At 71.3% G+C, this 24740-nt stretch carries 20 protein-coding genes and 1 pseudogene; 13 read left to right on the forward strand and 8 right to left on the reverse strand.

What is annotated here, in order from left to right:
- Positions 1-588 precede the first annotated feature (588 nt).
- Entirely contained in the window at positions 589-1713 is a 1125-nt protein-coding gene (locus OG905_RS33835; RefSeq protein ID WP_328680268.1) for a DUF7064 domain-containing protein, read from the forward strand.
- A 34-nt stretch (positions 1714-1747) separates the two neighbouring features.
- Positions 1748-2821 carry a phosphotransferase family protein gene (locus OG905_RS33840; protein WP_328680269.1) on the forward strand — a complete coding sequence of 358 codons (1074 nt, stop codon included), beginning with the start codon at positions 1748-1750 and terminating at the stop codon, positions 2819-2821.
- Between the two features lie 4 nt (positions 2822-2825).
- Here OG905_RS33840 and OG905_RS33845 read toward each other — a convergent pair whose 3' ends face one another.
- A complete protein-coding gene (locus tag OG905_RS33845; protein ID WP_328680270.1) occupies positions 2826-3233 on the reverse strand; it encodes a hypothetical protein in 408 nt (135 codons plus the stop codon).
- Positions 3234-3437: 204 nt separating this feature from the next.
- On the opposite strand from OG905_RS33845, the gene OG905_RS33850 reads away from it, so the two are divergent.
- From OG905_RS33850 to fxsA, 4 genes are all read left to right on the forward strand, one after another.
- Positions 3438-3878: an Lrp/AsnC family transcriptional regulator gene (locus tag OG905_RS33850; protein WP_142215982.1), complete on the forward strand. Its 441-nt coding sequence runs from the start codon at positions 3438-3440 to the stop codon at positions 3876-3878.
- Positions 3879-3904: 26 nt separating this feature from the next.
- The gene (locus OG905_RS33855) at positions 3905-5545 is read left to right on the forward strand and encodes an amidohydrolase (protein WP_328680271.1); all 1641 of its coding nucleotides are present in this window, start codon (positions 3905-3907) and stop codon (positions 5543-5545) included.
- 773 nt (positions 5546-6318) lie between these two features.
- Positions 6319-7086 carry a polyprenol monophosphomannose synthase gene (locus OG905_RS33860; RefSeq protein ID WP_266489500.1) on the forward strand — a complete coding sequence of 256 codons (768 nt, stop codon included), beginning with the start codon at positions 6319-6321 and terminating at the stop codon, positions 7084-7086.
- A gap of 46 nt (positions 7087-7132) precedes the next feature.
- Positions 7133-7750 (forward strand): FxsA family membrane protein, encoded by a 618-nt coding sequence (gene fxsA / locus OG905_RS33865; protein WP_328680272.1) that lies wholly within the window; start codon positions 7133-7135, stop codon positions 7748-7750.
- Between the two features lie 90 nt (positions 7751-7840).
- On the opposite strand, the gene OG905_RS33870 is transcribed toward fxsA, so the two are convergent.
- From OG905_RS33870 to yczE, 4 genes are all read right to left on the reverse strand, one after another.
- Positions 7841-8215, reverse strand: coding sequence for an RNA polymerase-binding protein RbpA (locus OG905_RS33870; protein WP_142215978.1), 375 nt, complete (start codon positions 8213-8215; stop codon positions 7841-7843).
- Between the two features lie 255 nt (positions 8216-8470).
- Complete coding sequence (locus tag OG905_RS33875; protein WP_328680278.1) at positions 8471-9817, reverse strand: MFS transporter; 1347 nt, start codon at positions 9815-9817, stop codon at positions 8471-8473.
- A 42-nt stretch (positions 9818-9859) separates the two neighbouring features.
- A complete protein-coding gene (locus OG905_RS33880) occupies positions 9860-10624 on the reverse strand; it encodes a glycerophosphodiester phosphodiesterase (protein WP_328680280.1) in 765 nt (254 codons plus the stop codon).
- A complete protein-coding gene (gene yczE, locus OG905_RS33885; protein WP_328680281.1) occupies positions 10621-11313 on the reverse strand; it encodes a membrane protein YczE in 693 nt (230 codons plus the stop codon). The genes OG905_RS33880 and yczE overlap by 4 nt, the downstream gene beginning before the upstream one ends.
- 64 nt (positions 11314-11377) lie before the next feature.
- Between yczE and OG905_RS33890 the strand changes: the two genes are divergently transcribed.
- Positions 11378-12877, forward strand: a complete 1500-nt coding sequence (locus OG905_RS33890) for an SCO1417 family MocR-like transcription factor (RefSeq protein WP_328680283.1) — start codon at positions 11378-11380, stop codon at positions 12875-12877.
- Positions 12878-12886: 9 nt separating this feature from the next.
- On the opposite strand, the gene OG905_RS33895 is transcribed toward OG905_RS33890, so the two are convergent.
- Together OG905_RS33895 and OG905_RS33900 are read right to left on the reverse strand one after the other, a co-directional pair.
- A complete protein-coding gene (locus tag OG905_RS33895) occupies positions 12887-14476 on the reverse strand; it encodes a hypothetical protein (RefSeq protein WP_328680285.1) in 1590 nt (529 codons plus the stop codon).
- Between the two features lie 76 nt (positions 14477-14552).
- Positions 14553-14747 (reverse strand): hypothetical protein, encoded by a 195-nt coding sequence (locus OG905_RS33900; RefSeq protein WP_142215972.1) that lies wholly within the window; start codon positions 14745-14747, stop codon positions 14553-14555.
- A 298-nt stretch (positions 14748-15045) separates the two neighbouring features.
- Here OG905_RS33900 and OG905_RS33905 point away from each other — a divergent pair, with 298 nt between their 5' ends.
- From OG905_RS33905 to OG905_RS33930, 6 genes are all read left to right on the forward strand, one after another.
- On the forward strand, positions 15046-15438 hold the full coding sequence (locus OG905_RS33905) for an ankyrin repeat domain-containing protein (RefSeq protein WP_328680288.1): 393 nt from the start codon (positions 15046-15048) through the stop codon (positions 15436-15438).
- A gap of 267 nt (positions 15439-15705) precedes the next feature.
- The gene (locus tag OG905_RS33910; RefSeq protein WP_328680289.1) at positions 15706-17124 is read left to right on the forward strand and encodes a HEAT repeat domain-containing protein; all 1419 of its coding nucleotides are present in this window, start codon (positions 15706-15708) and stop codon (positions 17122-17124) included.
- A gap of 105 nt (positions 17125-17229) precedes the next feature.
- A complete protein-coding gene (locus tag OG905_RS33915) occupies positions 17230-18354 on the forward strand; it encodes a glycosyltransferase family 4 protein (protein ID WP_328680291.1) in 1125 nt (374 codons plus the stop codon).
- Positions 18351-19511, forward strand: coding sequence for a glycosyltransferase (locus OG905_RS33920; protein ID WP_328680293.1), 1161 nt, complete (start codon positions 18351-18353; stop codon positions 19509-19511). Before OG905_RS33915 ends, OG905_RS33920 begins: the two co-directional genes overlap by 4 nt.
- Positions 19508-20650: an SGNH/GDSL hydrolase family protein gene (locus OG905_RS33925; protein ID WP_328680295.1), complete on the forward strand. Its 1143-nt coding sequence runs from the start codon at positions 19508-19510 to the stop codon at positions 20648-20650. The genes OG905_RS33920 and OG905_RS33925 overlap by 4 nt, the downstream gene beginning before the upstream one ends.
- Positions 20647-24249 carry a hydantoinase B/oxoprolinase family protein gene (locus tag OG905_RS33930; protein ID WP_328680296.1) on the forward strand — a complete coding sequence of 1201 codons (3603 nt, stop codon included), beginning with the start codon at positions 20647-20649 and terminating at the stop codon, positions 24247-24249. The genes OG905_RS33925 and OG905_RS33930 overlap by 4 nt, the downstream gene beginning before the upstream one ends.
- On the opposite strand, the pseudogene OG905_RS33935 reads toward OG905_RS33930, so the two are convergent.
- Positions 24250-24706 (reverse strand): annotated as a pseudogene (locus tag OG905_RS33935) (allophanate hydrolase subunit 2 family protein); the annotation flags it as partial.
- Positions 24707-24740 lie beyond the last annotated feature (34 nt).

A 24740-nucleotide genomic window follows, 5' to 3' on the forward strand; every position in this document is an offset into this window, starting at 1 on the left:
GCGCACTCGCGGTGTTGTCGTCAGTCGCCCAAGTACGTCCAGTACGAGGGCGATCCTCCGCCTTGCGATTGCATGCACCAGACGCCGCGGGGCCCGCCCTGCGGGCGGACGGCGCTACTTCTAAAACACGCCCTAGTCGCCCGGGTTCGTGGGCGCCGTGGGCGCCGTGGGCCAGGGCCGGCTGATCGTTGCCGTCCGGTAGGTCGTCTCGGAGGCTCGCACCCGAGCGGCCCGCGCCGACGCGAAAGCCGGCGGCGCCGCGAGCCTGCTCCACTCAGGGTCGCGGCGCCCCGGCAAGGTTCTTCCTCTGCTTGCCCAGAGCTGGAGCAGCTCCCGGTAGATGGGCGGATCGGCCGGGTGCGGAACCGATTCTTCGGGTGCCGGTGCCGGTGTCGCGAGGCGGCGCCGGTCGTGGGCGGGCTTCGAGTACAGCAGGGTCATGCCTGGCCAACGCCGCCGGTCCGGCACGGGTTACCACCCGGGCAAATCGGCCCCCTGTTCGCGGGGGCACCCCGTGGGCGCCCGCATCTGGTCTCCGGCAGGGTTTCTGACGTACCGTCAATTCCCCTGCCGCCCAGGAGGTCAGCCGTGTCCGACGACCGCCCGATCGCCCTCGACGAATACCCCGTCCACCAGGCTCCCCTGTCGATGAAGCACCTGGTCACCGGCGACCGCAACGCCTACGACCGGTGCATCTTCCAGGTCTTCGACCACCAGGGCCACGCCCTGCTCATCGCCGGTCTCGGGGTCTACCCAAACACGGGGGTCATCGACGCCTACGCCACCCTGCGCCTCGGCGACCGGCTGCATGCCGTACGCGCGTCCGACGCCCTGACCGACGACCGGATGAACCTCGCCGTCGGCCCCCTGCGCATCACCGTCGACGAGCCGCTGCGCCGCCTCACCCTGCACTGCGACGCCGACCCGGACGACCCGGGCTCGCTCTCGTACGACATCACCTGGAGCGCGGACTTCCCCGCCGTCTGGGAGCCGCACCACATACAGCGCCGCGGCGACCGGCTGATGCTCGACGGCCGCCGCTTCGTCCAGGCGGGCAGCTGCACCGGCGTGATCCGGGTGGCCGGGGAAGAGATACAGGTGGCAGCGGGGGAGTGGACGGGCACCCGCGACCGCAGCTGGGGCGTGCGGCCCATCCCGGGCGAGGAAGGCGGCCGCGCCGCCGAAGAGCTGCGGCCGGAGGGCTTCCACTGGCTCTGGATCCCCGTCCGCTTCGATGACCGCTTCGTGATGGTGATCGTCCATGAGGACGCAGACGGCCACCGCAGCCTGAACGAGGCCGTGCTCGTACGCGACGGGGAGCGCGACATCCAGCTCGGCTGGCCCCATACCGACATCACCTACCGGCCCGGAACCCGCGATCCGCGCAGCGCCGTGGTGCATCTCACCGACCCGGCACGCAAGCACCTCGAACTCGGCGTCGAGATCCTCGCCTCCTCGCCGCTGGCCGTCGGCGCAGGCTATCCGCCCGCCGCCGATTGGCAGCACGGCACCTGGCAGGGCCGCGGCTGGACCGACCGGCACGTCTATGACCTCTCCGATCCCACCGCCCACCCCATGGCCCCCTACGGCGTCACCGACCACTCCGCCCGCTTCACCCTGGACGGCCGGACCGGGCACGGGATCTTCGAGCACGGCAGCTTCGGCCGGCACGACCCGAGCGGCTTCACCGGGTACGAATCGGTCGCCCCCTGACCTCCCGAGAGGACCTTCCGAGAGGAACCGGCAGATGGCAACGGCACCCCGCCCCCGCACCACCACCCGCGACCCCGAGGAGCTGGCCCGTCGTCTGACCGCCTGGCTGGAGGCCCGACTGCCCGGCGCGAAGGTCGGCGGGATCCGGGTCCCCGAGTCCAACGGCATGTCCAGCGAGACGCTCCTCTTCGACATCGAGCACCCCGAACCGCCCGTCAGGGCCTGCGCGTTGCGGCTCGCCGCCGACCCCGACGCGTACACGATCTTCCCCGTGTACGACATGGCACTGCAGTACCGCACCATGCGGGACGTCGCCGAGCACACCGACCTCCCCGTCCCGCGCGTGCTGTGGCTGGAGGAGGACCCCGGAGCCCTGGGCGCACCCTTCTTCGTGATGGAACGCGTGGAGGGCCGGGTGCCGCCCGACGTCATGCCCTATACGTACGAGGGCAATTGGGTGCACGCCGCGAGCGACGCCGAGCGCGCCCACCTCGAAGCCGCCACGATCTCGCTGCTTGCCCGGCTGCACGACCAGCACCCCGTCCAAGCCGCCGAGGGCAGCGCGCTGAGCCGCCATGTCGATGCCCAACGGGCGTACTACGCCTGGGTGGTGAACGGGCTGCCGCGCTCACCGCTCATCGAGTCCGGCTTCGACCGGCTCGACGCCCGCTGGCCGGCCGATGAGGGCGAGCCCGTCCAGAACTGGGGCGATGCCCGCATCGGCAACATCATCTACGACGGCTTCGAGCCCGCGGCCGTACTCGATTGGGAGATGGCCGCACACGCCCCTCGCGAGGTGGACCTCGGCTGGACGGTCTACCTCCACCGCTTCTTCCAGGACCTGACCGTGAGCTTCGGCCAGCCGGGCCTGCCCGACTTCCTGAGCCGCGAGGCCATCGAGCGGCGCTACGCCGAACTCACCGGCCACACACCGCGCGACATGGACTTCTACACGCTGTACGCGGCGCTGCGGCACGCGATCGTCATGCTGCGCGTCGCCTACCGCCAGGTCCACTTCGGCGAGGCCCGGATCCCCGATGACCCGGACAGTCTGATCCTGCACCACGGCACTCTCGCCGCCATGGTGCAGGGAAGCTACTGGACGTAGGAGGTCAGGCCGCTTGGCGCCGCATGTGCGGCACGCGCAGGGGACGTGAGCCCGGACCGCCGACGTGCGAGAAGGGCTGCGTCCGCCAGTCGAGTCCCTGAGGGAGCGTCAACAGGAGCGCGGTGTCCTGCTCCTGGACTTCCAGGCTCTCGTCCGCGGGACGTGCCTGCGAGGCGGCGCGGCCGGTCCCGGCGCACACCGTGAGCCCGAAGGGATTCCAGGGCGTGGGGCACAGCGCGTGCTCCGGCAGGACGTCCTCGTCCGCCAGCAGCGCGATCGGCTGTGCGCAGTCCGGGCAGATGACCCGGTACATCTCAAAGGTGTCGTACGCGTCGAGCTCGTCGATCTCAGCCGGTTCGGCCGAATCGACGGGCTCCGGTTCGGTACGTCCGCTGTTCTTGACGCTCTGCATGGTGAATCTCCCCCTCGGGTGGGCCGACCAGCCACGTGCGGCCTCGACCACAGCAAGCAATTCCCCACCGGCCCAGGAGGTAACCGTGCGGTCACGAGGGAGCGGCCCGCAGGCCTGTGGCATTCGTCACATGCCCGCCGCAGGTGCCTCCGGGTGCCTCCGCCGACTGTGCCGGAAGCTGCCTGGGGCAATAGGTTGATCCGCATGGAGGAGCTGGACAGACAGATCGTGGAATTGCTCGTCAAGGACGGACGGATGAGCTACACCGACCTGGGCAAGGCCACTGGCCTGTCCACATCGGCGGTTCATCAGCGCGTCCGCCGCCTGGAGCAGCGTGGCGTCATCCGCGGCTATGCCGCGGTCGTCGACCCAGAGGCGGTCGGGCTGCCGCTCACCGCGTTCATCTCGGTCAAGCCCTTCGATCCGAGCGCGCCGGACGACATCGCGGAACGTCTCGCCGACGTGCCCGAGATCGAGGCCTGCCACAGCGTCGCGGGCGACGAGAACTACATCCTCAAGGTGCGCGTCCCGACCCCGCTGGAGCTGGAGCATCTGCTCACCCGCATCCGCTCGCTGTCCGGGGTCTCCACGCGTACGACCGTCGTGCTCTCCACCCCGTACGAGGCACGCCCGCCGCGTATCTAGCCCGGCCGCGTATCTAGGCTGGTCCCATGACCGAGAGCACCGCCCCCCAGAGCGAACACCGCACCGTGCTGCTGCGCGGTGGAGAAGTCCACAGCCCCGCCGACCCCTTCGCCACCGCGATGGTCGTCGAACGAGGGCATGTCGCCTGGGTGGGCTCCGAGGGCGCTGCCGACGCCTTCGCCGCAGGCGTCGACGAAGTGATCGACCTCGAAGGGGCGCTGGTCACCCCGGCGTTCACCGACGCACATGTGCACACCACGGCGACGGGCCTCGCCCTCACCGGGCTCGACCTGTCCCGGGCGGACAGCCTGGCCGACGCGCTTCGTCTCGTACGGGAGCACAGTGCCGCACACCGGGCCGACAAGGTGCTCCTCGGCCATGGCTGGGACGCCACGCGCTGGCCCGAGCAGCGTCCGCCGTCCCGCGCCGAACTGGACGAGGCGACCGGCGGGCGCCCCCTCTATCTGCCCCGGATCGACGTCCACTCCGCCGTCGTCACCACGGCCCTGCTCGACCTGGTCCCCGGTGTCACCGGCCGCACTGGCTACCACCCGGACGCGCCGCTCACCGCGGCCGCCCACCACGCCGTGCGCGCGGCGGCCCATGGCGCGATCACCCCGCAGCAGCGCGCCGCGGCCCAGCGGGCCGCACTCGCCCGGGCCGCGTCACTGGGCATCGGAAGCGTCCATGAATGCGCCGGACCCGACATCTCCGACGAGGACGACTTCATGTCCCTGCTGGCCCTGGCCGAGGCGGAAGTCGGGCCCAGGGTCGTCGGGTACTGGGCCGAACGGGTCGCGAATGCGAAGGACGCCCGGCGCATCCGCGAACTCGGCGCGATCGGCGCCGCCGGGGACCTCTTCGTCGACGGCTCGCTCGGCTCGCACACCGCCTGCCTGCACACCCCGTACGCCGATGCCGCGCACACCGGCGCCGCGCACCTGGACTCCGCCGACGTGGCCGCCCATGTCGCCGCCTGCACCGAGGCCGGGCTGCAGGCCGGCTTCCACGCCATCGGCGACGCCGCGCTGGCCGCGGTCACCGAAGGCATCAGGGCTGCGGCCGACTCGCTCGGCCTCGCCCGCGTCCGGGCCGCCCGCCATCGTGTCGAGCACGCCGAGATGCTCACCCCCGAAACCATCGCCGCCTTCGCCGAGTTCGGCCTCACGGCCTCCGTCCAGCCCGCCTTCGACGCGGCCTGGGGCGGCGATACGGGCATGTACGCGCAGCGTCTGGGCGTCGACCGGGCCCGCACGCTCAACCCGTACGCCGCACTCCTGCGCGCCGGAGTCCCGCTCGCCTTCGGATCCGACAGTCCGGTGACGCCACTGGATCCCTGGGGGACCGTCAGGGCGGCCGCCTTCCACCGCACTCCCGGGCACCGGGTCTCCGTCCGCGCGGCCTTCACCGCTCATACGCGCGGTGGCTGGCGGGCCGTCGGGCGCGACGACGCCGGCGTTCTGGTCCCGGGCGCGCCCGCGGACTACGCCCTGTGGCGCACCGGGGATTTGGTCGTCCAGGCCCCCGACGACCGGGTGGCCCGCTGGTCCACCGACCCGCGTTCCGGCACCCCTGGCCTGCCCGATCTCACCCCTGGCGCCGAACTCCCGGTCTGCCTGCGGACAGTGGTCTTCGGACGAACCGTCTTTGAGCGGCCGAACGAGTGACGTGCGGACATTTCGTACCGCCGATCGAAGTTCCGGGCGCTCGGCCGCGACCTGCGGATCTTCGGCGCTGACCTGGTGATTTGGGCAAAGCTCGCAGATCAGACGACTGTTGACATGGAGCGCCCACCGGCGGGTAGGTTCGGCCGAGTCCACCACGGGACGTCCGACCGGCAACTTCCACGCAGTCTTCGAACGCCGCTGGGCCATGGGGCAGCGTGCCGCACCGGCGCACTGCCACTGGGAGCCAGGTTCAGCGCCCGCGCCTCGGGGGCGAGGGAAGGTTTCAGCCGGTTGGCAGGTGTGACCCGGGTGGGGTCCGGCGTTCAGTAGACAACGGCTCTCGGTCGACCCGCAGCCAGCGGGTCCCAGGTCGGCCCGAAGGACGCCGGGCCCCGATCCGCAGGCCTTGGGGGGTGTCTTTCGGATCAGGCCGGGCTCGCGTGCCCTGGCCCGGCACTCCCCCGTAGCCCTTCGGGCACGGGAGGTGCCCCCACGCTGCGTTGCGTCAGTCGCCGACGCTCCGCGTGGGCTCTTTCCTCCGCCTTGCGATGCTCCCCCGTAGCCCTTCGGGCACGGGAGGTACCCCCATCGCCAGACCCCGCTCGCTGATCCGGCCTGATCCAAAAGACAGCCCCCACCCCCTCCGGCCGATATCCGCGCGGCCCTCGCGCGGGCTTCGCCGGGCCCCCTGACCCCCCAGGTCCGTGCCGCCGCAGCCGCGCGCCGAGCGCTCGCTATGGTGGGGCTGTGTGCACGGACTTTAAGGGGCAGCAGTGAACGACGGCGGTCAGCGGCGGTACGGCCCGCTCGGCAGAGCCTTGGTGATCATCCCGACCTACAACGAGGTCGAGAACATCAAGCCGATCGTCTCCCGGGTGCGCGCAGCCGTGCCCGAGGCGGACATCCTGATCGCCGACGACAACAGCCCCGACGGAACCGGCAAGGTCGCCGACGAACTCGTGGCCCAGGACGACAAGGTGCACGTCCTGCACCGCAAGGGCAAGGAAGGTCTCGGCGCGGCCTATCTCGCGGGCTTCGCCTGGGGCATCGAGCACGGCTTCGGCGTACTCGTCGAAATGGACGCCGACGGCTCCCACCAGCCCGAGGAGCTTCCGCGGCTGCTGACCGCGCTCAAGGGCGCCGACCTGGTCCTCGGCTCGCGCTGGGTCCCCGGCGGGCGCGTGGTGAACTGGCCCAAGCACCGCCAGTTCCTCTCCCGCGGCGGCAGCACCTACTCCCGCCTGTTGCTCGGCGTCCCCATCCGGGATGTCACCGGCGGCTTCCGCGCCTTCCGCGCCGAGACCCTCCAGGGTCTCGGGCTGACCGAAGTCGCCTCCCAGGGCTACTGCTTCCAGGTCGACCTCGCCCGCCGGGCCGTCGCCGCCGGATATCACGTCGTGGAAGTACCGATCACCTTCGTCGAGCGCGAGCTGGGCGACTCCAAGATGAGCCGGGACATCGTCGTCGAGGCGCTGTGGAGGGTCACCGCTTGGGGAGTCGGCGACCGGGCGAATCGCCTACTCGGCCGCAAGCCCTCCTGACCGGCCCCTTACGCCGCTCGGGCGGACGCCCAGGCACACTGGGAGCATGACGACCGGTTCACCCACCCCGACGGTCCCCAAGCGCTCACGAGCCCGCACCTTCGTCCCGCTCGGCATCGCCGCCTGGGTGGTCCTGGAGGTCTGGCTGCTGACCCTCGTCGCTTCGGCGGCGGGCGGGCTGACCGTGCTGGCTCTGCTCGTCGGCGGCGCTGTGCTCGGTGCCGTCGTCATCAAGCGCGCCGGTCGGCGGGCCTTCCGCAATCTCACCGAGACCCTGCAGCAACAGCAGGGTCAGAGCCCCACGGCGAGCAACGGCAACGGCACGGGCAACGGCACGGGCAACGGCACGGGCAACGGCACCACGGGCAATGGATTCCTCATGCTCGGCGGTTTGCTGCTGATGCTGCCCGGCCTGATCTCCGACGTCGTGGGTCTGGCTCTCCTGGTGCCGCCGGTCCGCACCGCGCTCGGCCGGTACGCGGAGCGGTCGCTGGAGCGCCGTGTGCGTGCCGCATCGCCGGGCAGCCTGGGCGACGCTTTCCAGCAGGCCAGAATTCACCGGCCGGACGGGAAGGTCGTGCAGGGTGAGGTCATCCGGCCTGACGCGACGCAGCCTTCGCGCGGTTACGAGGACGAGGGGCCCCGGCCCCCGCTGACGCCCTGAGATCACAACAGCCGCGGGCCGTCTCACAGTGATGTGAGACGGCCCGCGGCTGTTGTGTATTGATGACGCTGTTCGCGCGGTGTTACGCGGTCAGGCGGACTTCCGGCTGTCCCGCGGATGCACGGCGATGTTCATGGCGCCGGAACGAAGGACCGCCAGCCTCTCGGCCAGCACCTCCTCCAGCTCCTCGCGAGTGCGCCGCTCCATGAGCATGTCCCAGTGCGTCCGCGCCGGCTTGCCCTTCTTCTCCTCGGGCCCATCCCCGTCAACCAGGAGTGCCTGGGTCCCGCAGACCTTGCACTCCCACTCCGGCGGAATTTCCGCCTCAACCGAGAAGGGCATCTCAAAACGATGGCCCTTCTCGCATGCGTACTCCACCGCCTGGCGCGGGGCCAGATCGATGCCGCGGTCCGTCTCGTAGCTGGTCACCACGAGTCGCGTACCGCGGAGAGCTCGCTCACTCATGAATCGTGCCTCCCGGGCTTGTCGCCCACAGGACATGTGTCGCTGTCGTCGTCATCCGTGCAACGTCCGGTCGGCGGTAAAGATTCCCGTTCCGGGTCATGCGTCGCCCGTCGTGCCGCCCCTTGTTGTACCCACCAGTGCCCGGTTTGTCACATCTGATAGAAAGTGTCACCCAGTGATTTCACTTCTTCAGCGCGCAGTAACGGTCCGCCTGGCAAGCCAAAGGCGTACACTACCGGCCTTTCACTTCAACGTCTAAATTCGCTCCGGCACCGGGTTGCCCGCGGCGGCCACCGCCTGCTTGATCGGTACCCGCGCGAGCAGTACGGAACCGAGCACGAAGAAGACCACCAGAGAGATGATCGCATCCCGATAACTGCCGGTCAGCTGGTATGCGAGGCCGAACACCAGCGGTCCCAGCCAGCTCAGCCCCCGGTCGCTCATCTCGTACGCGGAGAAGTACTCGGCCTCCTTGCCGCGCGGCACCAGATGTGAGAACAGCGACCTCGACAGCGCCTGGCTGCCGCCCAGCACCAGACCGATCGCCCCCGCCAGAGCGAAGAACCAGACCGGTGCCCCGGCCGGCAGGAAGTACCCCGCCGCCAGAATCAGCGTCCAGACGGCGAGCGACGCGAGAATCGTCCGCTTGGCCCCGTGGGTCCGGGCGAGCCGTCCCATGCCCAGCGCGCCCACGACCGCGAGCACCTGGACCAGCAGCACCGCGGTGATCAGCGTCGTCTGATCGAGGCCCAGCTCCTCGGAGCCGTAGACCGACGCCTGCGAGATCACCGTCTGGACCCCGTCGTTGTAGATCAGATACGCCAGCAGGAACGACAGCGTCAGCGGATGCCTGCGCATGTCGCGCAGCGTGGCCAGCAGCTGCCGCCAGCCGGACCCGACCGCGCCCTCGCCGCTCGGCGCCACCCGCCGGTCCCGCAGGCGCCGCAGCGGTACGAGTGTGAAGGCGCCCCACCACAGTCCTGCCGACGCCAGGCAGATCCGTACCGCCGCCGACTCCGAGAGGCCGAAAGAATCGTGGCCCGAGTACAGGACCAGATTCAGTACCAGCACCAGTGCCCCGGACGTGTAGCCGAAGGCCCAGCCGCGCGAGGAGACCGCATCGCGTTCCTCCGGCTCCGCGATCTGCGGCAGATACGCGTTGTAGAGGACCATCGACACCGACAGTGAGGCGTTCGCGACGATCAGCAGGAACGCGCCGAGCAGATACCGCTCGCCGTCCAGGAAGAACATTCCCGTCGTCGCGGCCGCCCCCACATAGGCCGCCACTGCCAGCAGCGGCTTCTTCCGCCCGGTACGGTCCGCGGCCGCGCCCGCCAGCGGCATCACCAGTACGGCGACCACCACCGAGACCGAGACCGCGTACGCGAATACCGAGCCCGCGCGCACCGGGATGCCCAGCGGATGCACAAAGCCGTCGGCGTCCGCGGCGGCCTTCGCCACCGCGGTCAGATAGGGCCCGAGGAAGACGGTCAGCACACTCGTCGAATAGACGGAGCACGCGAAGTCGTAGAAGTACCAGCCGCGTTGCTCGCGTCTGCGCTCATTCGTCCCGGTCGCCCGATCCGCGGTGTCGATCGTCACGCCGCGCCCCCTCGCTCGTCCCGTTGTGCAGACGTTCGAGGTTCAGACCCAGACTCCCCGGTCGGTCAGTACCGTGCGCAACGTCTCCAGATGATCGGTCATGATGCCATCCACGCCGAGGTCCAGGAGCGCTGCCATCCGATCCGCGTCGTTCACGGTCCAGACATGGACCTGCAGACCGCGCTCGTGTGCCGCCCGCACGAAGCGCCGGTCCACCACGCGGATGCCGTTCTGCGACTCGGGGACCTGCGCACACACCGCGCCCATCCGCAGGGCGGCGGGAATTCCGTACGAGCGCAGGCGCAGGCCCAGCACGCCCCGCACGCCGTACGACGTCGCGAGGCGCGGACCTGCCAGCCGTATGGCACGGGCCACCCGGCCCTCGGAGAACGAGCCGACGCACACCCGCTCCCAGGCGCCCGCCCGGCGGATCAGATCGACCAGGGGTACCAGCGCGGGCTCGGCCTTGATGTCGACGTTCCAGCGGGCGTCCGGGAACTCCTCCAGCAGTTCTTCGAACAGTGCCAGCGGTTCTCTGCCGCCCACCCTGGCCTGCTGCACGTCGCTCCAGGGCAGCGCGGCGATCTTGCCGCTCGCGTCCGTCACCCGGTCCAGCGTCGTGTCGTGGAAGGCGACCAGCTTGCCGTCCACGGTCGTATGCACATCGGTCTCGAAGTAGCGGTAACCAAGATCGGCGGCGCGCCGGAAGGCGGCCGCGGTGTTCTCGATCCCGTCGGCCGCACCGCCGCGATGGGCAAAGGCGAGCGTGGAGGGATGGTCCAGATAGGGGTGGAGTACGCGCGTCACTTTCGCAGTATCGCCTGCTCCGGTGTCCCCGCGGCGACGACCGTGCTGCCAGTGCCCTGATCGGAGATGGCGAAGACGCGCAGGAACAGCTGCGCCAGTGGACCGATCGCCAGGGCGTAGGCGACCGTGCCGACGCCGACCGTGCCGCCGAGCAGGAAACCGGTCCCCACCACTGCCACCTCGATGCCCGTACGGACCAGCCGGATCGAACGGCCCGTGACCTGGTGCAGACCCGTCATCAGACCATCACGCGGCCCGGGACCGAAGCGCGCCGCGATATACAGGCCCGTCGCCACGCCGTTGAGCACGATGCCGCCGATCAGCACCGGAATCTGCACCGCGAGTCCGTGCGCGTCCGGCATCAGGGCGAGCGTGCCGTCCATCGCGATACCGATCACGAAGACATTGGAGACCGTGCCGAGCCCGGGCCGCTGTCTGATCGGGATCCACAGCAGGAGCACGGCCGCGCCGACGATGATCGAAACGACCCCGATCGTCAGACCCGTCCGCTCGGCCAGACCCTGATGGAGCACCCCCCAGGGTTCGAGCCCGAGACCGCCGCGCACCAGGAGTGCCGAGCTCACTCCGTAGAGGGCCAGACCGATGTAGAGCTGCAGCAGCCTGCGGGTGAGATGAGTGGACACGGCGGTCACTTGACGCCCCCTGGTGGTGGGTGTGGACTGGCTCATGACACTCTGTGGCTACGGAACAGATGCCAACCATGGCCAATTCGAGGAAGGTGGACTGACTTCCATGACGCAGTGGACTTCTGCGGTGGGGGCGGCGCAGCTCGCCCGGCAGCTCACCTCCCAGCAGCCCCGCCCGGCCGGGCCCGGCGCCCGCAAGCCGCCCGCCTACCGCGCACTCGCCGACGGCATCCGGCTGCTCGTCCTCGAAGGCCGCGTCCCCGTCGCCGCCCGGCTGCCCGCCGAACGCGAGCTCGCGCTGTCGCTGTCCGTCAGCCGCACGACCGTCGCCGCCGCCTACGAGGCGCTGCGCGCCGAGGGCTTCCTCGAATCGCGCAGGGGGGCGGGTAGCTGGACGGCTGTGCCCGCCGGGAACCCGCTGCCCGCCCGCGGCCTGGAACCCCTGCCGCCCGAGTCGCTCGGTTCGATGATCGACCTCGGCTGCGCGGCCCTGCCCGCCCCCGAACCCTGGCTCACCCGCAGTGTCCAGGGCGCACTCGAAGAGCTGCCGCCGTACGCCCACACCCATGGCGACTATCCGGCAGGGCTGCCCACGCTGCGCCAGATGCTCGCCGACCGCTACAGCGAGCGCGGCATCCCGACCATGCCCGAGCAGATCATGGTCACCACGGGTGCGATGGGCGCGATCGACGCCATCTGCCATCTCTTCGCCGGTCGCGGCGAGCGCATCGCCGTCGAGTCCCCCTCCTACGCCAACATCCTTCAGCTGATGCGGGAAGCGGGCGCCCGGCTCGTGCCGGTCGCCATGGCCGAAGGGCTGACCGGCTGGGACATCCCGCGCTGGCGGCAGGTGCTGCGGGACGCCGCACCCCGGCTCGCCTATGTGGTGGCCGACTTCCACAATCCGACCGGCGCCCTGGCCGACGAGGACCAGCGCCGCCGCCTCGTCGACGCGGCACGCTCCGCCGGCACGGTACTCGTCGTCGACGAGACCATGTCCGAGCTCCATCTGGACGAGGGCATCGACATGCCCCGGCCCGTCTGCGCCTTCGATCCGGCGGGCAGCACGGTCCTCACGGTCGGCTCGGCCAGCAAGGCGTTCTGGGCGGGGATGCGCATCGGCTGGGTGCGCGCGGCCCCGGATGTGATCCGCTCGCTGGTCTCGGCCCGTGCGTATGCCGACCTGGGCACGCCCGTCCTGGAACAGCTCGCGGTCAACTGGCTGATGCAGACCGGTGGTTGGGAGGAAGCGGTCGCCATCCGGCGGGGCCAGGCGCGGGAGAACCGCGACGCTCTGGTCGCGGCGCTGCGCAGGGAGCTGCCCGACTGGGAGTACGACGTGCCGAGCGGCGGGCTCACCCTCTGGGTGCGCACCGGCGGTCTTTCCGGCTCCCGGCTCGCCGAGGTCGGCGAACGGGTGGGTGTGCGGGTGCCCTCGGGGCCCCGCTTCGGAGTCGACGGGGCCTTCGAGGGGTACGTCCGGCTGCCGTTCACGGTCGGCGGACCGGTCGCGGTCGAGGCGGCAGCGCGGCTGGCAGCCGCGGCCCGGCTGGTCGAGACGGGCGCGACGACCGGGACGGAAGCGCCGAGGACGTTCGTCGCCTGACGGACCTCGTCAGCTCTCGGCCGGTACGGGAGCCGCCACGGGATTCGCCACCGGATCCGCGACCCGATCGGGTACGGCTCCGGTCGCGGCCTCGTCCTGCCGCTCCGGCAGCAGCTCCAGCACGGCCCGGCGGTGTGCCTCGCTCGTCGCCTCGTCGTACGGGTCCGGCGTCGCCGGTACCTGAATCCTGAGCACCGGACCCGTACCGAGCCGTGCGTAGCCGCGGCCGGGCGGGACCTCGGGCGTCGGCGTGGTGTGCGGCCGGGTGCCGAGGACGGACTCGACCTGCTCGAAGGCGGCCGGGCCCAGCACGATCCGCGCGCGGGTGTGCGTCCGCAGGGTCTCGGTGAGCGAGTCCAGGCTGTCGAACTGCTCGGCCACCACCACCGTGACCTGCGCGGCCCTGCCGTGACGCAGCGGCACCTGAAGCAGCTGCTGCGGGTCGGTGTCCCCGTCGGCCGCCGCCAGATGGCCGAAGATGCTCGGCCTGTCCAGCAGGATCCACAGCGGGCGCTTGGTGTCGTCGGGCGCGGGATGCCCGGCCTGCCGGGCGCGGTTGGCGGCGATCAGCCGACGCTCGGTCTCGTGCGCCGCCCACTCCAGGCTCGCCAGCGCACCGGCGAGAGAGCACTCGACGGCCAGCACGCCCGCCCGCCCCGTGAGACAGGCGTACTCCCCGGTGCCGCTGCCCTCCACGATCAGTACGTCGCCGTGCTGCAGGGCCTGGAGTGCGATCGAACGCAGCAGGGTCGTGGTGCCGCTGCCGGGCTCGCCGACCGCCAGCAGATGCGGCTCCGTCGAGCGCGGTCCGGTGCGCCAGAGGACCGGCGGGGCGTCATTGGTCTCCTCGCCCTCCGACACCGGCACGGTCCGCCGCACGGCGTCGGCATCGGTGAAGCCCAGCACGGTCTCGCCGGGGACGGTGACAAAACGCTGGGCGGCGATGGAGGTGGACAGGGCGGGCAGCACGCTCATCACGAGCCGGTTGCCCTCCTCGTCCCAGGTGAAGAGATACTCGCGGCCGCGCCCGGACTTGGCGTGCAGCAGCTGCTCGATGCGGGCCCGGGACTCGGCCTCGCCGTCGGTGAAGTACGCGGGATAGGCCACCCGGAGCCGGGTGAGGCGCCCATTGCCGTCGAACTCGTAGTCGCTGAAGGCCTTGCTCCAGTCGCCGCCGTGGGCGAACAGCGGAGCGGGGTCCTCGGCGACGGAGAAGTGCGGCACGAGCGCCTCGTACAGGGCTCGCAGCCGGCCGGCCTCCGCCTCGTCCGGGCCGTTCTTCACCGGCGTACGCACCCGGCCCTTCCAGGCGGCCGCGGCCATCACCGAGATCAGGGCGACCAGCGGCCCGTACGGGATGAGCGCGACCACCAGGACGCAGGACGCGGCCAGGAACAGCGTGGGACCACGCCGATCCTTGGGCGTGGCGGCCCACCTGTGCCGGGCCATGACCGCCAGCTGCCGCAGACCGCGGGTGATGGTGATCAGCGGATGGAGGACGTCCGTGGCGCTGTCGGCGGCCGTGCGCGCGATCTCCCGGCTCCGGGCGATCTGTGCGCTGCCGCTGCTGAGAATGCGGGGGAGTGGTCGCCGGGCCACATCGGTCTCCTGAAGGTGCTGGTGGTGCACATGGTGCCGGCCGGTACTGCGGGAGTCAGGACCGGTAGTGCCGGAGTCAGAACTTGATCCCGCCCAGGAGGCTGGCGAGGCTCGCGCTGCCGGCCTTGATGCTCGGCGCGATGGCCGTGCCCGAGATGAAGAAGCCGAACAGCGAGCAGACGAAGGCGTGAGAGCCCTTGAGCCCGTCCTTCCTGAAGAAGAGGAAGACGATGATGCCGAGCAGCACGACGCCTGAGATGGAGAGGATCATGAGTGGTTCTCCTGGTTGAGGGGACAGTCACCATGAGTACTTCCATGCTCACAGGAAGCATCTATGTGATAAAAGGTGCAAATGGGTGAAATTCCTGTGATTTCACTCCAATGGCGGACGCCGGACCTCCGGCCGGGGGGCACACTGCGCGGTTGCGCTGCACAGTGCCTCCCCCGCGGTGATCCTTGCCGCGGCCGGACCGCCTCATCTCGGAGTGCGGGCAGTACCCTGTCGATTCACTCGTACGGCTGCTCCTGCCGTGCGCCCCAGGTCAACGCAGTGAAAGGCGGTCCTTCCGATGAGCGAAGCGCCGGATCCCGAGGTGATCGAGCTCGCCACCAAGGTCTTCGACCTGGCGCGCCAGGGAGAGACCGAGGCACTCGCCGCGTACATCGACGCCGGGGTGCCCGCCAACCTCACCAATGACCGCGGCGACACCCTCGTGATGCTGGCCGCCTACCACGGGCACGCCCCGGCCGTGGAGGCCCTACTCGCCCGCGGCGCCGAGCCGGACCGGGCCAATGACCGCGGCCAGACGCCGCTCGCCGGTGCCGTCTTCAAGAGCGAGGACGCCGTCATCCGCGTACTCCTGGCCGGCGGAGCCGACCCGAAGGCAGGGACGCCGTCCGCCGTGGATACAGCGCGGATGTTTGGGAAGGCGGACCTCCTGGAGCTGTTCGGCGACCAATGAGCGGTCGCCGGAAGGCCGTTGACGGATTGTTGAGCGGTCGCCGGGAGGGACGCCGTAAATGTGGTCGCGGTGGCGATATGGGTGGGTCATCATGACGTCGGGCCCTACCCCGGACTTCATCCGGGAGTTCCCCTGGGGCCACCGACGAGAGGCAGAGGAAGATGGTCTACACCAAGCGGAAGACAACGGGCGGCCCGACATGTTGCTGCGCGGCCTAGGTATCTCCACTCCCCGGTTGCGTCGACAGCTTGATGTGAGGCTTTTCCCATGTTCGATCCAGTCATAGCGCCGAGCGGCACGCTGCTCGGCCTGCTGCAGAGGGGCCGCGGTGACGGCACGCTGCACGCGCTGGCAGCGCCGCGCGCCGAAGCGCTCGCCGCGCTCAACCACTGCGTACTGAACGACCCCCGCCACGACTGGCAGGTCGAGAACCGCTCCCTGTACTACGCGCGCCTCTACCTGGATCTCCACGGCAGTCTCGAGGAGATCGAGCGCCACCTGTGCGACACCGACGACCACCTCGACACCGACGAGGCCAGGACGGGCCTCGCGCTCTCGGTGCTCGGGCATCTCGCTTCGTACGGAAGGGGCGACGCCCTTTCACTGCTGCGGCGCTACGCCGCGAACGGCGCCAACTGGGCCTGGGCGCTCGACGAGCTCGCCCTGCGCGACAACGACTCCGGCCTGCGGGCGCTGGCCACTTCCGTACTCGCCCGTTTCCCGGCCACCCCAGAGGGCGACGCCGAACTTGCCGTCGCCGTACGCGACGCCTTCGAACCGCGGCCGTGGCGGCTGTGGGCCGAGGACCGGAGTGAGGCGATCGGCGCTCGGGTGCGCGCCGCCCAGGAGGCGGGCTCCTTCGACCGCTGGCAGCGCCAGATGCGGCCCAGCGGGCCCCGCCCCGGCTGGAGCGTCCAGGCAGTCTTCGACTGGGCCGACCAGGGCCTGGAGCGCGGCAGTGCCCTCCACGTGCCCGCCGCCCGATGCCTGTCCGCCGTCGCAGGACCCGAGGACCGGCCCGCCATCGTCGAAGCCGCACGCGCGGGATCCGACGGCGCGCGCTGCGCCGCACTGCACTATCTCGCCGAGTCACGCGACACCGTCGTGCTCGACCTCATCGAGGCCGCCGTGTCCGGCGGCTCCCACGCCGTCGCCGAGGCAGCCGTCTCGGCGTTCGAGCGAATGTGCGGCGACGAAGCCGTCGACCGGGCCCGCGGCTGGGTCCACCGGCCCGACGCGCTTGGCGCATCGGCGGCGGGCGTGCTCGCCTGCAGGGGCACGGCGGGCGACGCCCCGCTGGTGCTCGGCGCGCTGCGCGAGACCGTACGGGCCGACGGGCCCGACGCCACCCTGCTGTGGACCCTCGTCGACGGAGCCGGCCGGCTCGGCATCGCCTGCGCCGCACCCGTACTGCGCCATGTCTACCGCGAGACCGCGTCCTCGCAGCTGCGCGGCCGCGCGGCCCGCGCGCTCGCCGCGACCGACCCCTCCTTCCCCACCGGATTCGCCGTCGAATGCCTGTGGGACTGCGAGGAGACCACCCGGGAAGTCGCAGCCCTGCACGCCGAGACCGGTGACGTGCGCGTGGCCGAGCGTTTGCGCCGCCTCGCCGCGGATCCGGCCGAAGAGGCAGAGGTGCAAACCGCCGTACGCAGCAGAATCGGCCCGGACATGCCCGCGGTGTGACATTCCGGGCGCGGAACGGCGTCGGCCACAAACGCTCATGGGACGTTTCCCGAGCGGAAAGATCCACGTTGGGTCAGCCACCCCGGGTGCGACGACAACACGGGTATGCGAGTCGTCATCGTCACCGAATCCTTTCCGCCAGACGTCAATGGTGTGGCGCACTGCGCCCTGCAGACCGCCCGGCACCTCGCCGCGCGCGGTCATGACCCGCTCGTCATAGCCCCGGCAGTCGCCGGGGCCGACGACTCCGACCGAACCGCACCCTGCCCCGTGGTGCGCGTCCCCTCCCTGCCCCTGCCCGGATATCCCCAAGTACGGGTGGCTCTCCCCAGCCGCCGCGTCGCGGCGACCATCGCCGCCCACCGGGCCGACCTCGTCCACCTGGCCAGCCCGTTCGTCCTCGGCGTGCGGGGCATGGCGGCCGCCGCACGGCTCGGCCTGCCGGCCGTCGCCGTCTACCAGACCGACCTCGCCGGATACGCGCGCACCTATGTGGGCGCCGGCGAGGGCGCCGCGTGGCGGCGCATCCGTACGGTCCACAGCGCCGCGGACCGCACGCTCGCCCCCTCCAGCGCCGCCCTGCGCGATCTGGAGGAACACGGTGTCGAACGGGTGCGGCTGTGGCCGCGCGGCGTGGACACCGCACGTTTTCGGCCGGAACTGCGGGACGGCGAACTCCGTCGCGAGCTCGCACCCAACGGCGAGCTCATCGTCGGCTACGTCGGCCGCCTCGCCCCCGAGAAGCACGTGGAGCTGCTCGCCGGGGCCTGTGCGATGCCCGGCGTACGCGTCGTGGTGGTCGGCGACGGGCCGAGCGAGACCACCCTGCGCGGAGCGCTGCCCGGGGCCGTCTTCCTCGGCCGCAGGACGGGCGACGACCTCGCCCGGATCTTCGCCTCGCTGGACGTCTTCGCCCACACCGGTCCGTACGAGACCTTCTGCCAGACCGTGCAGGAGGCCATGGCCAGCGGTGTTCCGGTCATCGCCCCCGCCGCGGGCGGGCCGCTCGACCTCGTCGACCACGGGCGTACCGGCATGCTGGTCGAGCCGCGGGACGTGGACGCGGTGTCCACGGCCGTCGCCACGCTGGCGGCCGACCCGGACTTGAGGGCCGCCTACGGGCTGGCTGGCCGGGCCGCCGTCGAGGGCAGGACCTGGGCCGTGATCGGGGATCTGCTCCTCGACCACTACGCCGAGGTGCTCGGAGCACGCACGGCGGTGGCGGCATGAGCGCGCTGCGGATCGTACGGCTCGCGAACTTCGTCACCCCCGCCTCCGGCGGGCTGCGTACCGCTCTGCGCGAGCTCGGCAAGGGCTACGCCGCCGCGGGCCACGAGCCCGTGCTGATCGTGCCCGGTGACGTGGAGAGCGACCGGATGACGCCACAAGGGCGCGTCATCACCCTGCCGGGGCCCGAGCTGCCCGGCACCGGCGGATACCGCGTGCTGGCCGCCCGGCGGCGGCTGCGGGACGTCCTGGAGCTCCTCGAGCCCGACCGGATCGAGGTCTCCGACCGCACCACCCTGCGCTGGACGGGCGAGTGGGCGCGGCGCCACCGCATCCCCTCGGTGATGGTCTCCCACGAGACGGCCGACGGGGTGCTGCGCACCTGGGGTCTTTCCGAGTCCGTCGCCGCCCGGACCGCGGACCGGCTCAACCGTCGCACCGCCTGGGCGTATTCGCGGATCGTGTGCACCACGGAATGGGCGGAGCGGGAGTTCATCCGCATCGGGGCGCGCAATGTCGTACGAGCGCCCCTCGGCGTCGACCTGCGCCGCTGCCGGCCGGGGCGGCGCAGCACGGTGCTGCGCGCCAAGCACGCCGCAGGCGCCGAGGTGCTGCTGCTGCTCTGCTCCCGGCTGTCGGTGGAGAAGCGCCCGGGCATGGCCCTGGACGCGCTCGCCGAGCTCCGCGAGCGGGGCGTACGGGCCTCCCTCGTCGTCGCGGGCGACGGTCCGCTGCGGGCAGCGCTGATCCGCCGGGCCCGCGCCGAGCGGCTGCCTGCCCAGTTCCTCGGCTATGTGGGCGACCGCGAGGCGGTGGCCGACCTGCAGGCGGCGGCGGACATCTGCCTGGCGCCGGGGCCCGCCGAGACCTTCGGGCTCTCGGCACTCGAAGCGCTCGCCTGTGGCACCCCGGTCGTGGCGAGCGCCTCGTCCGCGCTGCCCGAGGTGATCGGGGACGCCGGAGCGGCAGCCCTCGACACACCGACGGACTTCGCCGACGCGGTGCAGAAGTTGCTGGCCCGTCCCGAGGACGAACGCCGCGAGGCGGCCAGGGCCCGGGCGGAACTCTTCGACTGGCAGCGGTCGGTGGACGCGTTCCTCGCCGCGCACGACGCTCCCCGGCTGCGCGAGCGGGCACACGGAGAGGGAGTGGCGGCATGACGTCCGCACCCCCGACCGCGCTCGCGGACGAGTCGGAGTCGCAGGGCGGGGCCTGTGGCGCCCGCGATGCCCCGGCAGTCGTGGTGGTCACCGCCACCACGCTGCCCGTACCGCGCGCTCCGGAGGCCGGCATCGTGCGCCTGGGCGGCCACGGCGGCGTACGGGAGCGGGGCCTCGTCCAGCCCGTCGAGGAGCACGAGGTCGCCGAGTTCACCGAATGCGGCGGCACCGACCACACCACAGGTGTCGGCGCGGCCGGGCTCGCTCCCGGACCCACGACGAGGCCTCTGCGCTTCGTCGCGCTCGGGGACTCCCTCACCGAAGGCGTGGGGGACCGCGTGGCCGACGGGTGGCGCGGATGGGCCGCGCTGCTCGCCGGCGGGCTCGGCTGCCTCCAGGAGCCCGCGGAGTTCCGGAAGCTCGCCGTCAGTGGCGCCCTCACCCGGGACGTCGCCGAACGGCAGACCCCTGAGGCACTGGCGTTCGCACCGGACATCGCGTCCGTGCTCGTCGGCGTCAACGACACCCTGCGCCGCACGTTCGACATCGAGGACATGGCCAGGCAGCTCGACTCCGTGTGCGCCCGGCTCACCGCGCGCGGCACCGTGCTGCTGACCGCCTGCCTGCCCGACCCCGGCAGCATGCTCGGGCTGCCTTTGCCGCTCGCCCGCCCCCTCGCGAGGCGTCAGCGGGCGGTCAACGCGGTCGTCCACGCCCTGTCCGACCGTTACGGCGCCATACATCTGCATGCCGCGGAGGCGTCCTGGGTCGCCGACCGGACCATGTGGAGCGCCGACCGGCTGCATCCGGGCGAGCGCGGGCACCGGATGATCGCGCGGCGTTTCCACGAGCTGCTGACCGAGTGCGGTCTCGCCCACGGGACCGCGCCCGGCAGCGACCCCGAGCAGGCCCCGCCGAGCCGTGCCGCGGCCGCGCTGTGGCTGGCCACGGCCGGGACCGCCTGGGTGGCGCGCCGCTGCACCGATCTGCTGCCGCAGCTGATGCGGCTGGCGGGCGCGGAGGTACGCCACTGGGCCCGCGGCACCAGCGCGCGGCTGGACCGCAGCGCCGAACACGCGCTTTTGGCCGCGCTCGCCGCCGTGTCCCTGGACGTTCCCCTTGCCAGAATGGGGGAATGACAGGGCGCTGGGAGTTCTGGATCGACCGTGGCGGCACCTTCACCGACATCGTGGGCAAACGCCCCGACGGACGGCTGGTGTCCCGGAAACTGCTCTCGCACAACCCGGAGCGGTACCGGGACGCGGCCGTCGCCGGGATCCGGCTGCTGCTCGGCGTCGGCCCGGACGAGCCCGTCCCGGCCGACCGGGTCGACAGCGTGAAGATGGGCACCACCGTCGCCACCAATGCCCTTCTGGAACGGCGCGGCGAGCCGACCGTCCTGGTCATCACCGAAGGCTTCAAGGACGCGCTGCGCATCGCGTACCAGAACCGGCCCCGCCTCTTCGACCGCCGGATCGTGCTGCCCGAGGCGGTGTACGAGCGCGTCATCGAGGTTCCCGAACGCGTCGACGCGCACGGCGAGACCGTCCGGCCGCTCGATCTGGCAGCCGTCACCGAGCAGTTGAAGCAGGCCCGCGCCGACGGCTTCCTCAGCGCCGCAGTCGTACTGCTGCACGGCTACCGTCACCCCGCGCACGAGAGCCGGATCGCCGAAGCAGCCCGTGACCTCGGTTTCACCCAGGTCAGCTCCTCCCACGAGGTCAGCCCGCTGATCAAACTCGTGCCGCGCGGCGACACCACCGTCGTTGATGCCTATCTGTCACCGATCCTGAGGCGGTACGTCGACGAGGTCGCCGCCGAACTGGGCGGCATCCGCCTGATGTTCATGCAGTCCAACGGCGGCCTGCGCGAAGCGGCCAGCTTCCGTGGCAAGGACGCCGTGCTGTCAGGGCCGGCCGGCGGCGTCGTCGGCATGGCCCGCACCTCCGAGCAGGCCGGATTCGGCCGGGTCATCGGCTTCGACATGGGCGGCACATCCACCGATGTGTCGCACTACGCCGGCGAGTTCGAACGCGAGCTCGGTACCCAGGTCGCCGGTGTACGGATGCGCGCACCCATGATGAACATCCACACAGTCGCCGCGGGCGGCGGCTCCGTCCTGCACTTCGACGGCCGCCGCTACCGCGTGGGCCCCGACTCCGCGGGCGCCGTACCCGGCCCTGCCTGCTACCGCCGCGGCGGCCCCCTCACGGTCACCGACGCCAATGTGATGCTCGGTCGCATCCAGCCCGACCACTTCCCCGCCGTCTTCGGACCCGGCGGCGACGAGCCCCTGGACGCCGAAACCGTGCGCGAGCGTTTCGCGGCGCTTGCCGAGGAGGTGCACAAGGAGAGCGGCACCCGGCGCACCCCCGAAGAAGTCGCCGCCGGTTTCCTGGAGATCGCCGTCCTCAACATGGCGAACGCGGTCAAGAAGATCTCCGTACAGCGCGGCCATGACATCACCCGCTACGCGCTGACCTCCTTCGGCGGCGCCGGAGGCCAGCACGCCTGCGCGGTCGCCGACGCCCTGGGCGTCAACACCGTGCTCGTGCCGCCGCTGGCCGGGGTGCTCTCCGCGTACGGCATCGGTCTCGCCGACGCGACCGCCATGCGTGAACAGTCCGTGGAGGCGGAGCTGGACGAGCGGGTGGTGACGCGCGTACGCACACTCTGCGACGAGCTCGCCGCCCGCACCCGCGCCGAACTGCGCGACGACAACATCCCGGACGACGCGATCAGCACACAGGCGCGCGTGCTGCTCCGTTACGCGGGCACGGACGCGAGCCTGCCCGTGCCGCTGGACACTGTCACCGCCATGAAGGAGGCGTTCGAGACGACCCACCGGGCGCGTTACGCGTTCACCATGGACAAGCCACTGGTCATCGAGGCGGTCTCGGTCGAAGCCGTGGGAACGGCGGGTGAACACGGCGCGTACGTCGTCGAGGAGACCGAGAGTGACGGCGAGTTCGCCCCGCGCGCCTCCGTGCCGATGTTCGTGGACGGCAAGCGGCGCGAGACGCCTCTGTACCGGCGCGGGGATCTGCGCCCGGGCGATGCCGTCGAGGGGCCCGCGATCATCGCCGAAGCCGATGCCACCACTGTCGTCGACCCCGGCTGGCGCGCCGCCGCCGACGAGAACGGGCACCTGCTGCTGACGCGCGTACGCCCGCGCCCCAGCAAGACCGCCCTCGGCACCGATGTTGACCCGGTCCTCCTGGAGGTCTTCAACAACCTCTTCATGGCCATCGCCGAGCAGATGGGCGTACGGCTGGAGAACACCGCCCACTCCGTCAACATCAAGGAACGGCTCGACTTCTCCTGCGCCCTGTTCGACGACCACGGCAACCTGGTCGCCAACGCTCCCCACATCCCCGTACATCTCGGCTCGATGGGCGAGTCCATCAAAGAGGTGCTGCGCCGCAACAAGGACGGCAGCGGCATGCGACCGGGCGATGTGTACGCGATCAACGACCCCTACCACGGCGGCACGCATTTGCCCGATGTGACCGTCGTGACGCCCGTGTTCGACGGCGATGAACTGCGCTTCCTGGTGGCCTCGCGCGGGCACCACGCCGAGATCGGTGGCATCACCCCCGGCTCCATGCCCGCCTTCAGCAGCACCATCGACGAGGAGGGCGTGCTCTTCGACAACTGGCTCCTCGTGCGGGACGGGCAGCTGCGCGATGCCGAGACGCGGGAACTGCTGACCACCGCCGCATATCCGTCCCGAGCGCCCGACACCAATCTCGCCGACCTGCGCGCCCAGATCGCGGCCAACGAGAAGGGCATCGCCGAACTGCGCCGAATGGTCGACGATTTCGGGCTCGACGTGGTCCAGGCCTATATGCAGCATGTGCGGGACAACGCCGAGGAGTCGGTGCGCCGGATCGTCGCCGATCTCAGCGACGGCGAGTACCGCTACGAGACCGACAACGGCGCCGTCATCCAGGTGGCCCTGCGCGTGGACCGCGAGGCGCGTAGCGCCGTACTCGACTTCACCGGCACATCGCCGCAGCAGCCGGGGAACTTCAACGCCCCCACGTCCGTGGTGATGGCGGCGGTGCTGTACGTGTTCCGCACGCTCGTTACCGAGGACATCCCCCTCAACAGCGGCAGCCTTGAGCCGCTGGAGGTGCGCGTGCCGGACGGCTCGATGCTCGCGCCCGTCTATCCCGCGGCAACCGTCGCCGGCAATGTGGAGACCTCGCAGGCCGTCACGGGCGCGCTGTACGCGGCGCTCGGCGTCCAGGCCGAGGGCTCGGGCACCATGAACAATCTGACCTTCGGCAACGACCGCGTGCAGTACTACGAGACGGTGGCCAGCGGCTCGGGCGCGGGAGAGGGCTTCGACGGGGCGGATGCCGTACAGACCCATATGACCAACTCGCGCCTGACCGACCCCGAAGTGCTGGAGTGGCGCTACCCGGTGCGCGTGGACGCCTTCGCCGTACGGGAGGGCAGCGGCGGGCGCGGACGCTGGATGGGCGGACGCGGCGTGGTCCGCAGGATCCGCTTCCTGGAGCCGATGACGGTCGCTCTGCTCACCGGGCACCGCCGCGTCCCGCCGTACGGCATGGCGGGCGGCGGGCCGGGCGCGCTCGGCGCGAACCTGGTGGAGCGGGCCGACGGCAGCGTGACGCAGCTCCAGGGCGTCGATTCCGTGGATGTCGGCCCCGGGGACGTGCTCGTGATGAAGACCCCGGGCGGCGGGGGATACGGCACCCCCGAACCGTAGTCAGCGAACCGCGACGAAGCGGTGGGGTATCCCTGCGGCGGCCTGTGCCGCCGCCGCGAGATCCCGCTCGTCGACAACCGCGATCACCGGATAGCCGCCGGTGGTGGGATGGTCGGCGAGAGAGACCACAGGGCAGCCGTCCGGCGGCACCTGAACGGCGTCGAGGACCATGCCTCGCTGGAAGTTCGCCGTTCCACGCGCGCTCCGGGGACGGGCCTTCGGTGCGCAGCCCGATGCGGTTGCTCACGGCCGAGACCAGGTAACCGCCACGGGCCAGCGTGTTCAGCGCAACATCCGTGAACCAGTCCTGGCGTGGCCCGAACCGTACCCGCAGCATCAGCTCGGCCGGCGGGGCCGGATGCGGGACGGCGTCCACGCGCGCGTGCGCGCCGCGCAAGGGGATCACGGCTCCTTCCGCAAGCGGCGCGGGACCGAGGCCCGAGAGGAGGTCCGTGGAGGCACGCGGACGGAGCGTAGCCGGACGGTCGCTT

This window comes from Streptomyces sp. NBC_00322 (genome assembly GCF_036147535.1).
Lineage (GTDB): Bacteria > Actinomycetota > Actinomycetes > Streptomycetales > Streptomycetaceae > Streptomyces.

Excerpts from the sequence above, each read along its gene's own strand:
- OG905_RS33840 (WP_328680269.1), top strand. The coding sequence starts at position 1,748 with ATGGCAACGGCACCCCGCCCCCGCACCACCACCCGCGACCCCGAGGAG.
- OG905_RS33845 (WP_328680270.1), bottom strand. The coding sequence starts at position 3,233 with ATGCAGAGCGTCAAGAACAGCGGACGTACCGAACCGGAGCCCGTCGAT.
- OG905_RS33850 (WP_142215982.1), top strand. The coding sequence starts at position 3,438 with ATGGAGGAGCTGGACAGACAGATCGTGGAATTGCTCGTCAAGGACGGA.
- OG905_RS33855 (WP_328680271.1), top strand. The coding sequence starts at position 3,905 with ATGACCGAGAGCACCGCCCCCCAGAGCGAACACCGCACCGTGCTGCTG.
- fxsA (WP_328680272.1), top strand. The coding sequence starts at position 7,133 with ATGACGACCGGTTCACCCACCCCGACGGTCCCCAAGCGCTCACGAGCC.
- OG905_RS33870 (WP_142215978.1), bottom strand. The coding sequence starts at position 8,215 with ATGAGTGAGCGAGCTCTCCGCGGTACGCGACTCGTGGTGACCAGCTAC.
- yczE (WP_328680281.1), bottom strand. The coding sequence starts at position 11,313 with ATGAGCCAGTCCACACCCACCACCAGGGGGCGTCAAGTGACCGCCGTG.
- OG905_RS33890 (WP_328680283.1), top strand. The coding sequence starts at position 11,378 with ATGACGCAGTGGACTTCTGCGGTGGGGGCGGCGCAGCTCGCCCGGCAG.
- OG905_RS33900 (WP_142215972.1), bottom strand. The coding sequence starts at position 14,747 with ATGATCCTCTCCATCTCAGGCGTCGTGCTGCTCGGCATCATCGTCTTC.
- OG905_RS33905 (WP_328680288.1), top strand. The coding sequence starts at position 15,046 with ATGAGCGAAGCGCCGGATCCCGAGGTGATCGAGCTCGCCACCAAGGTC.
- OG905_RS33910 (WP_328680289.1), top strand. The coding sequence starts at position 15,706 with ATGTTCGATCCAGTCATAGCGCCGAGCGGCACGCTGCTCGGCCTGCTG.
- OG905_RS33915 (WP_328680291.1), top strand. The coding sequence starts at position 17,230 with ATGCGAGTCGTCATCGTCACCGAATCCTTTCCGCCAGACGTCAATGGT.
- OG905_RS33920 (WP_328680293.1), top strand. The coding sequence starts at position 18,351 with ATGAGCGCGCTGCGGATCGTACGGCTCGCGAACTTCGTCACCCCCGCC.
- OG905_RS33925 (WP_328680295.1), top strand. The coding sequence starts at position 19,508 with ATGACGTCCGCACCCCCGACCGCGCTCGCGGACGAGTCGGAGTCGCAG.
- OG905_RS33930 (WP_328680296.1), top strand. The coding sequence starts at position 20,647 with ATGACAGGGCGCTGGGAGTTCTGGATCGACCGTGGCGGCACCTTCACC.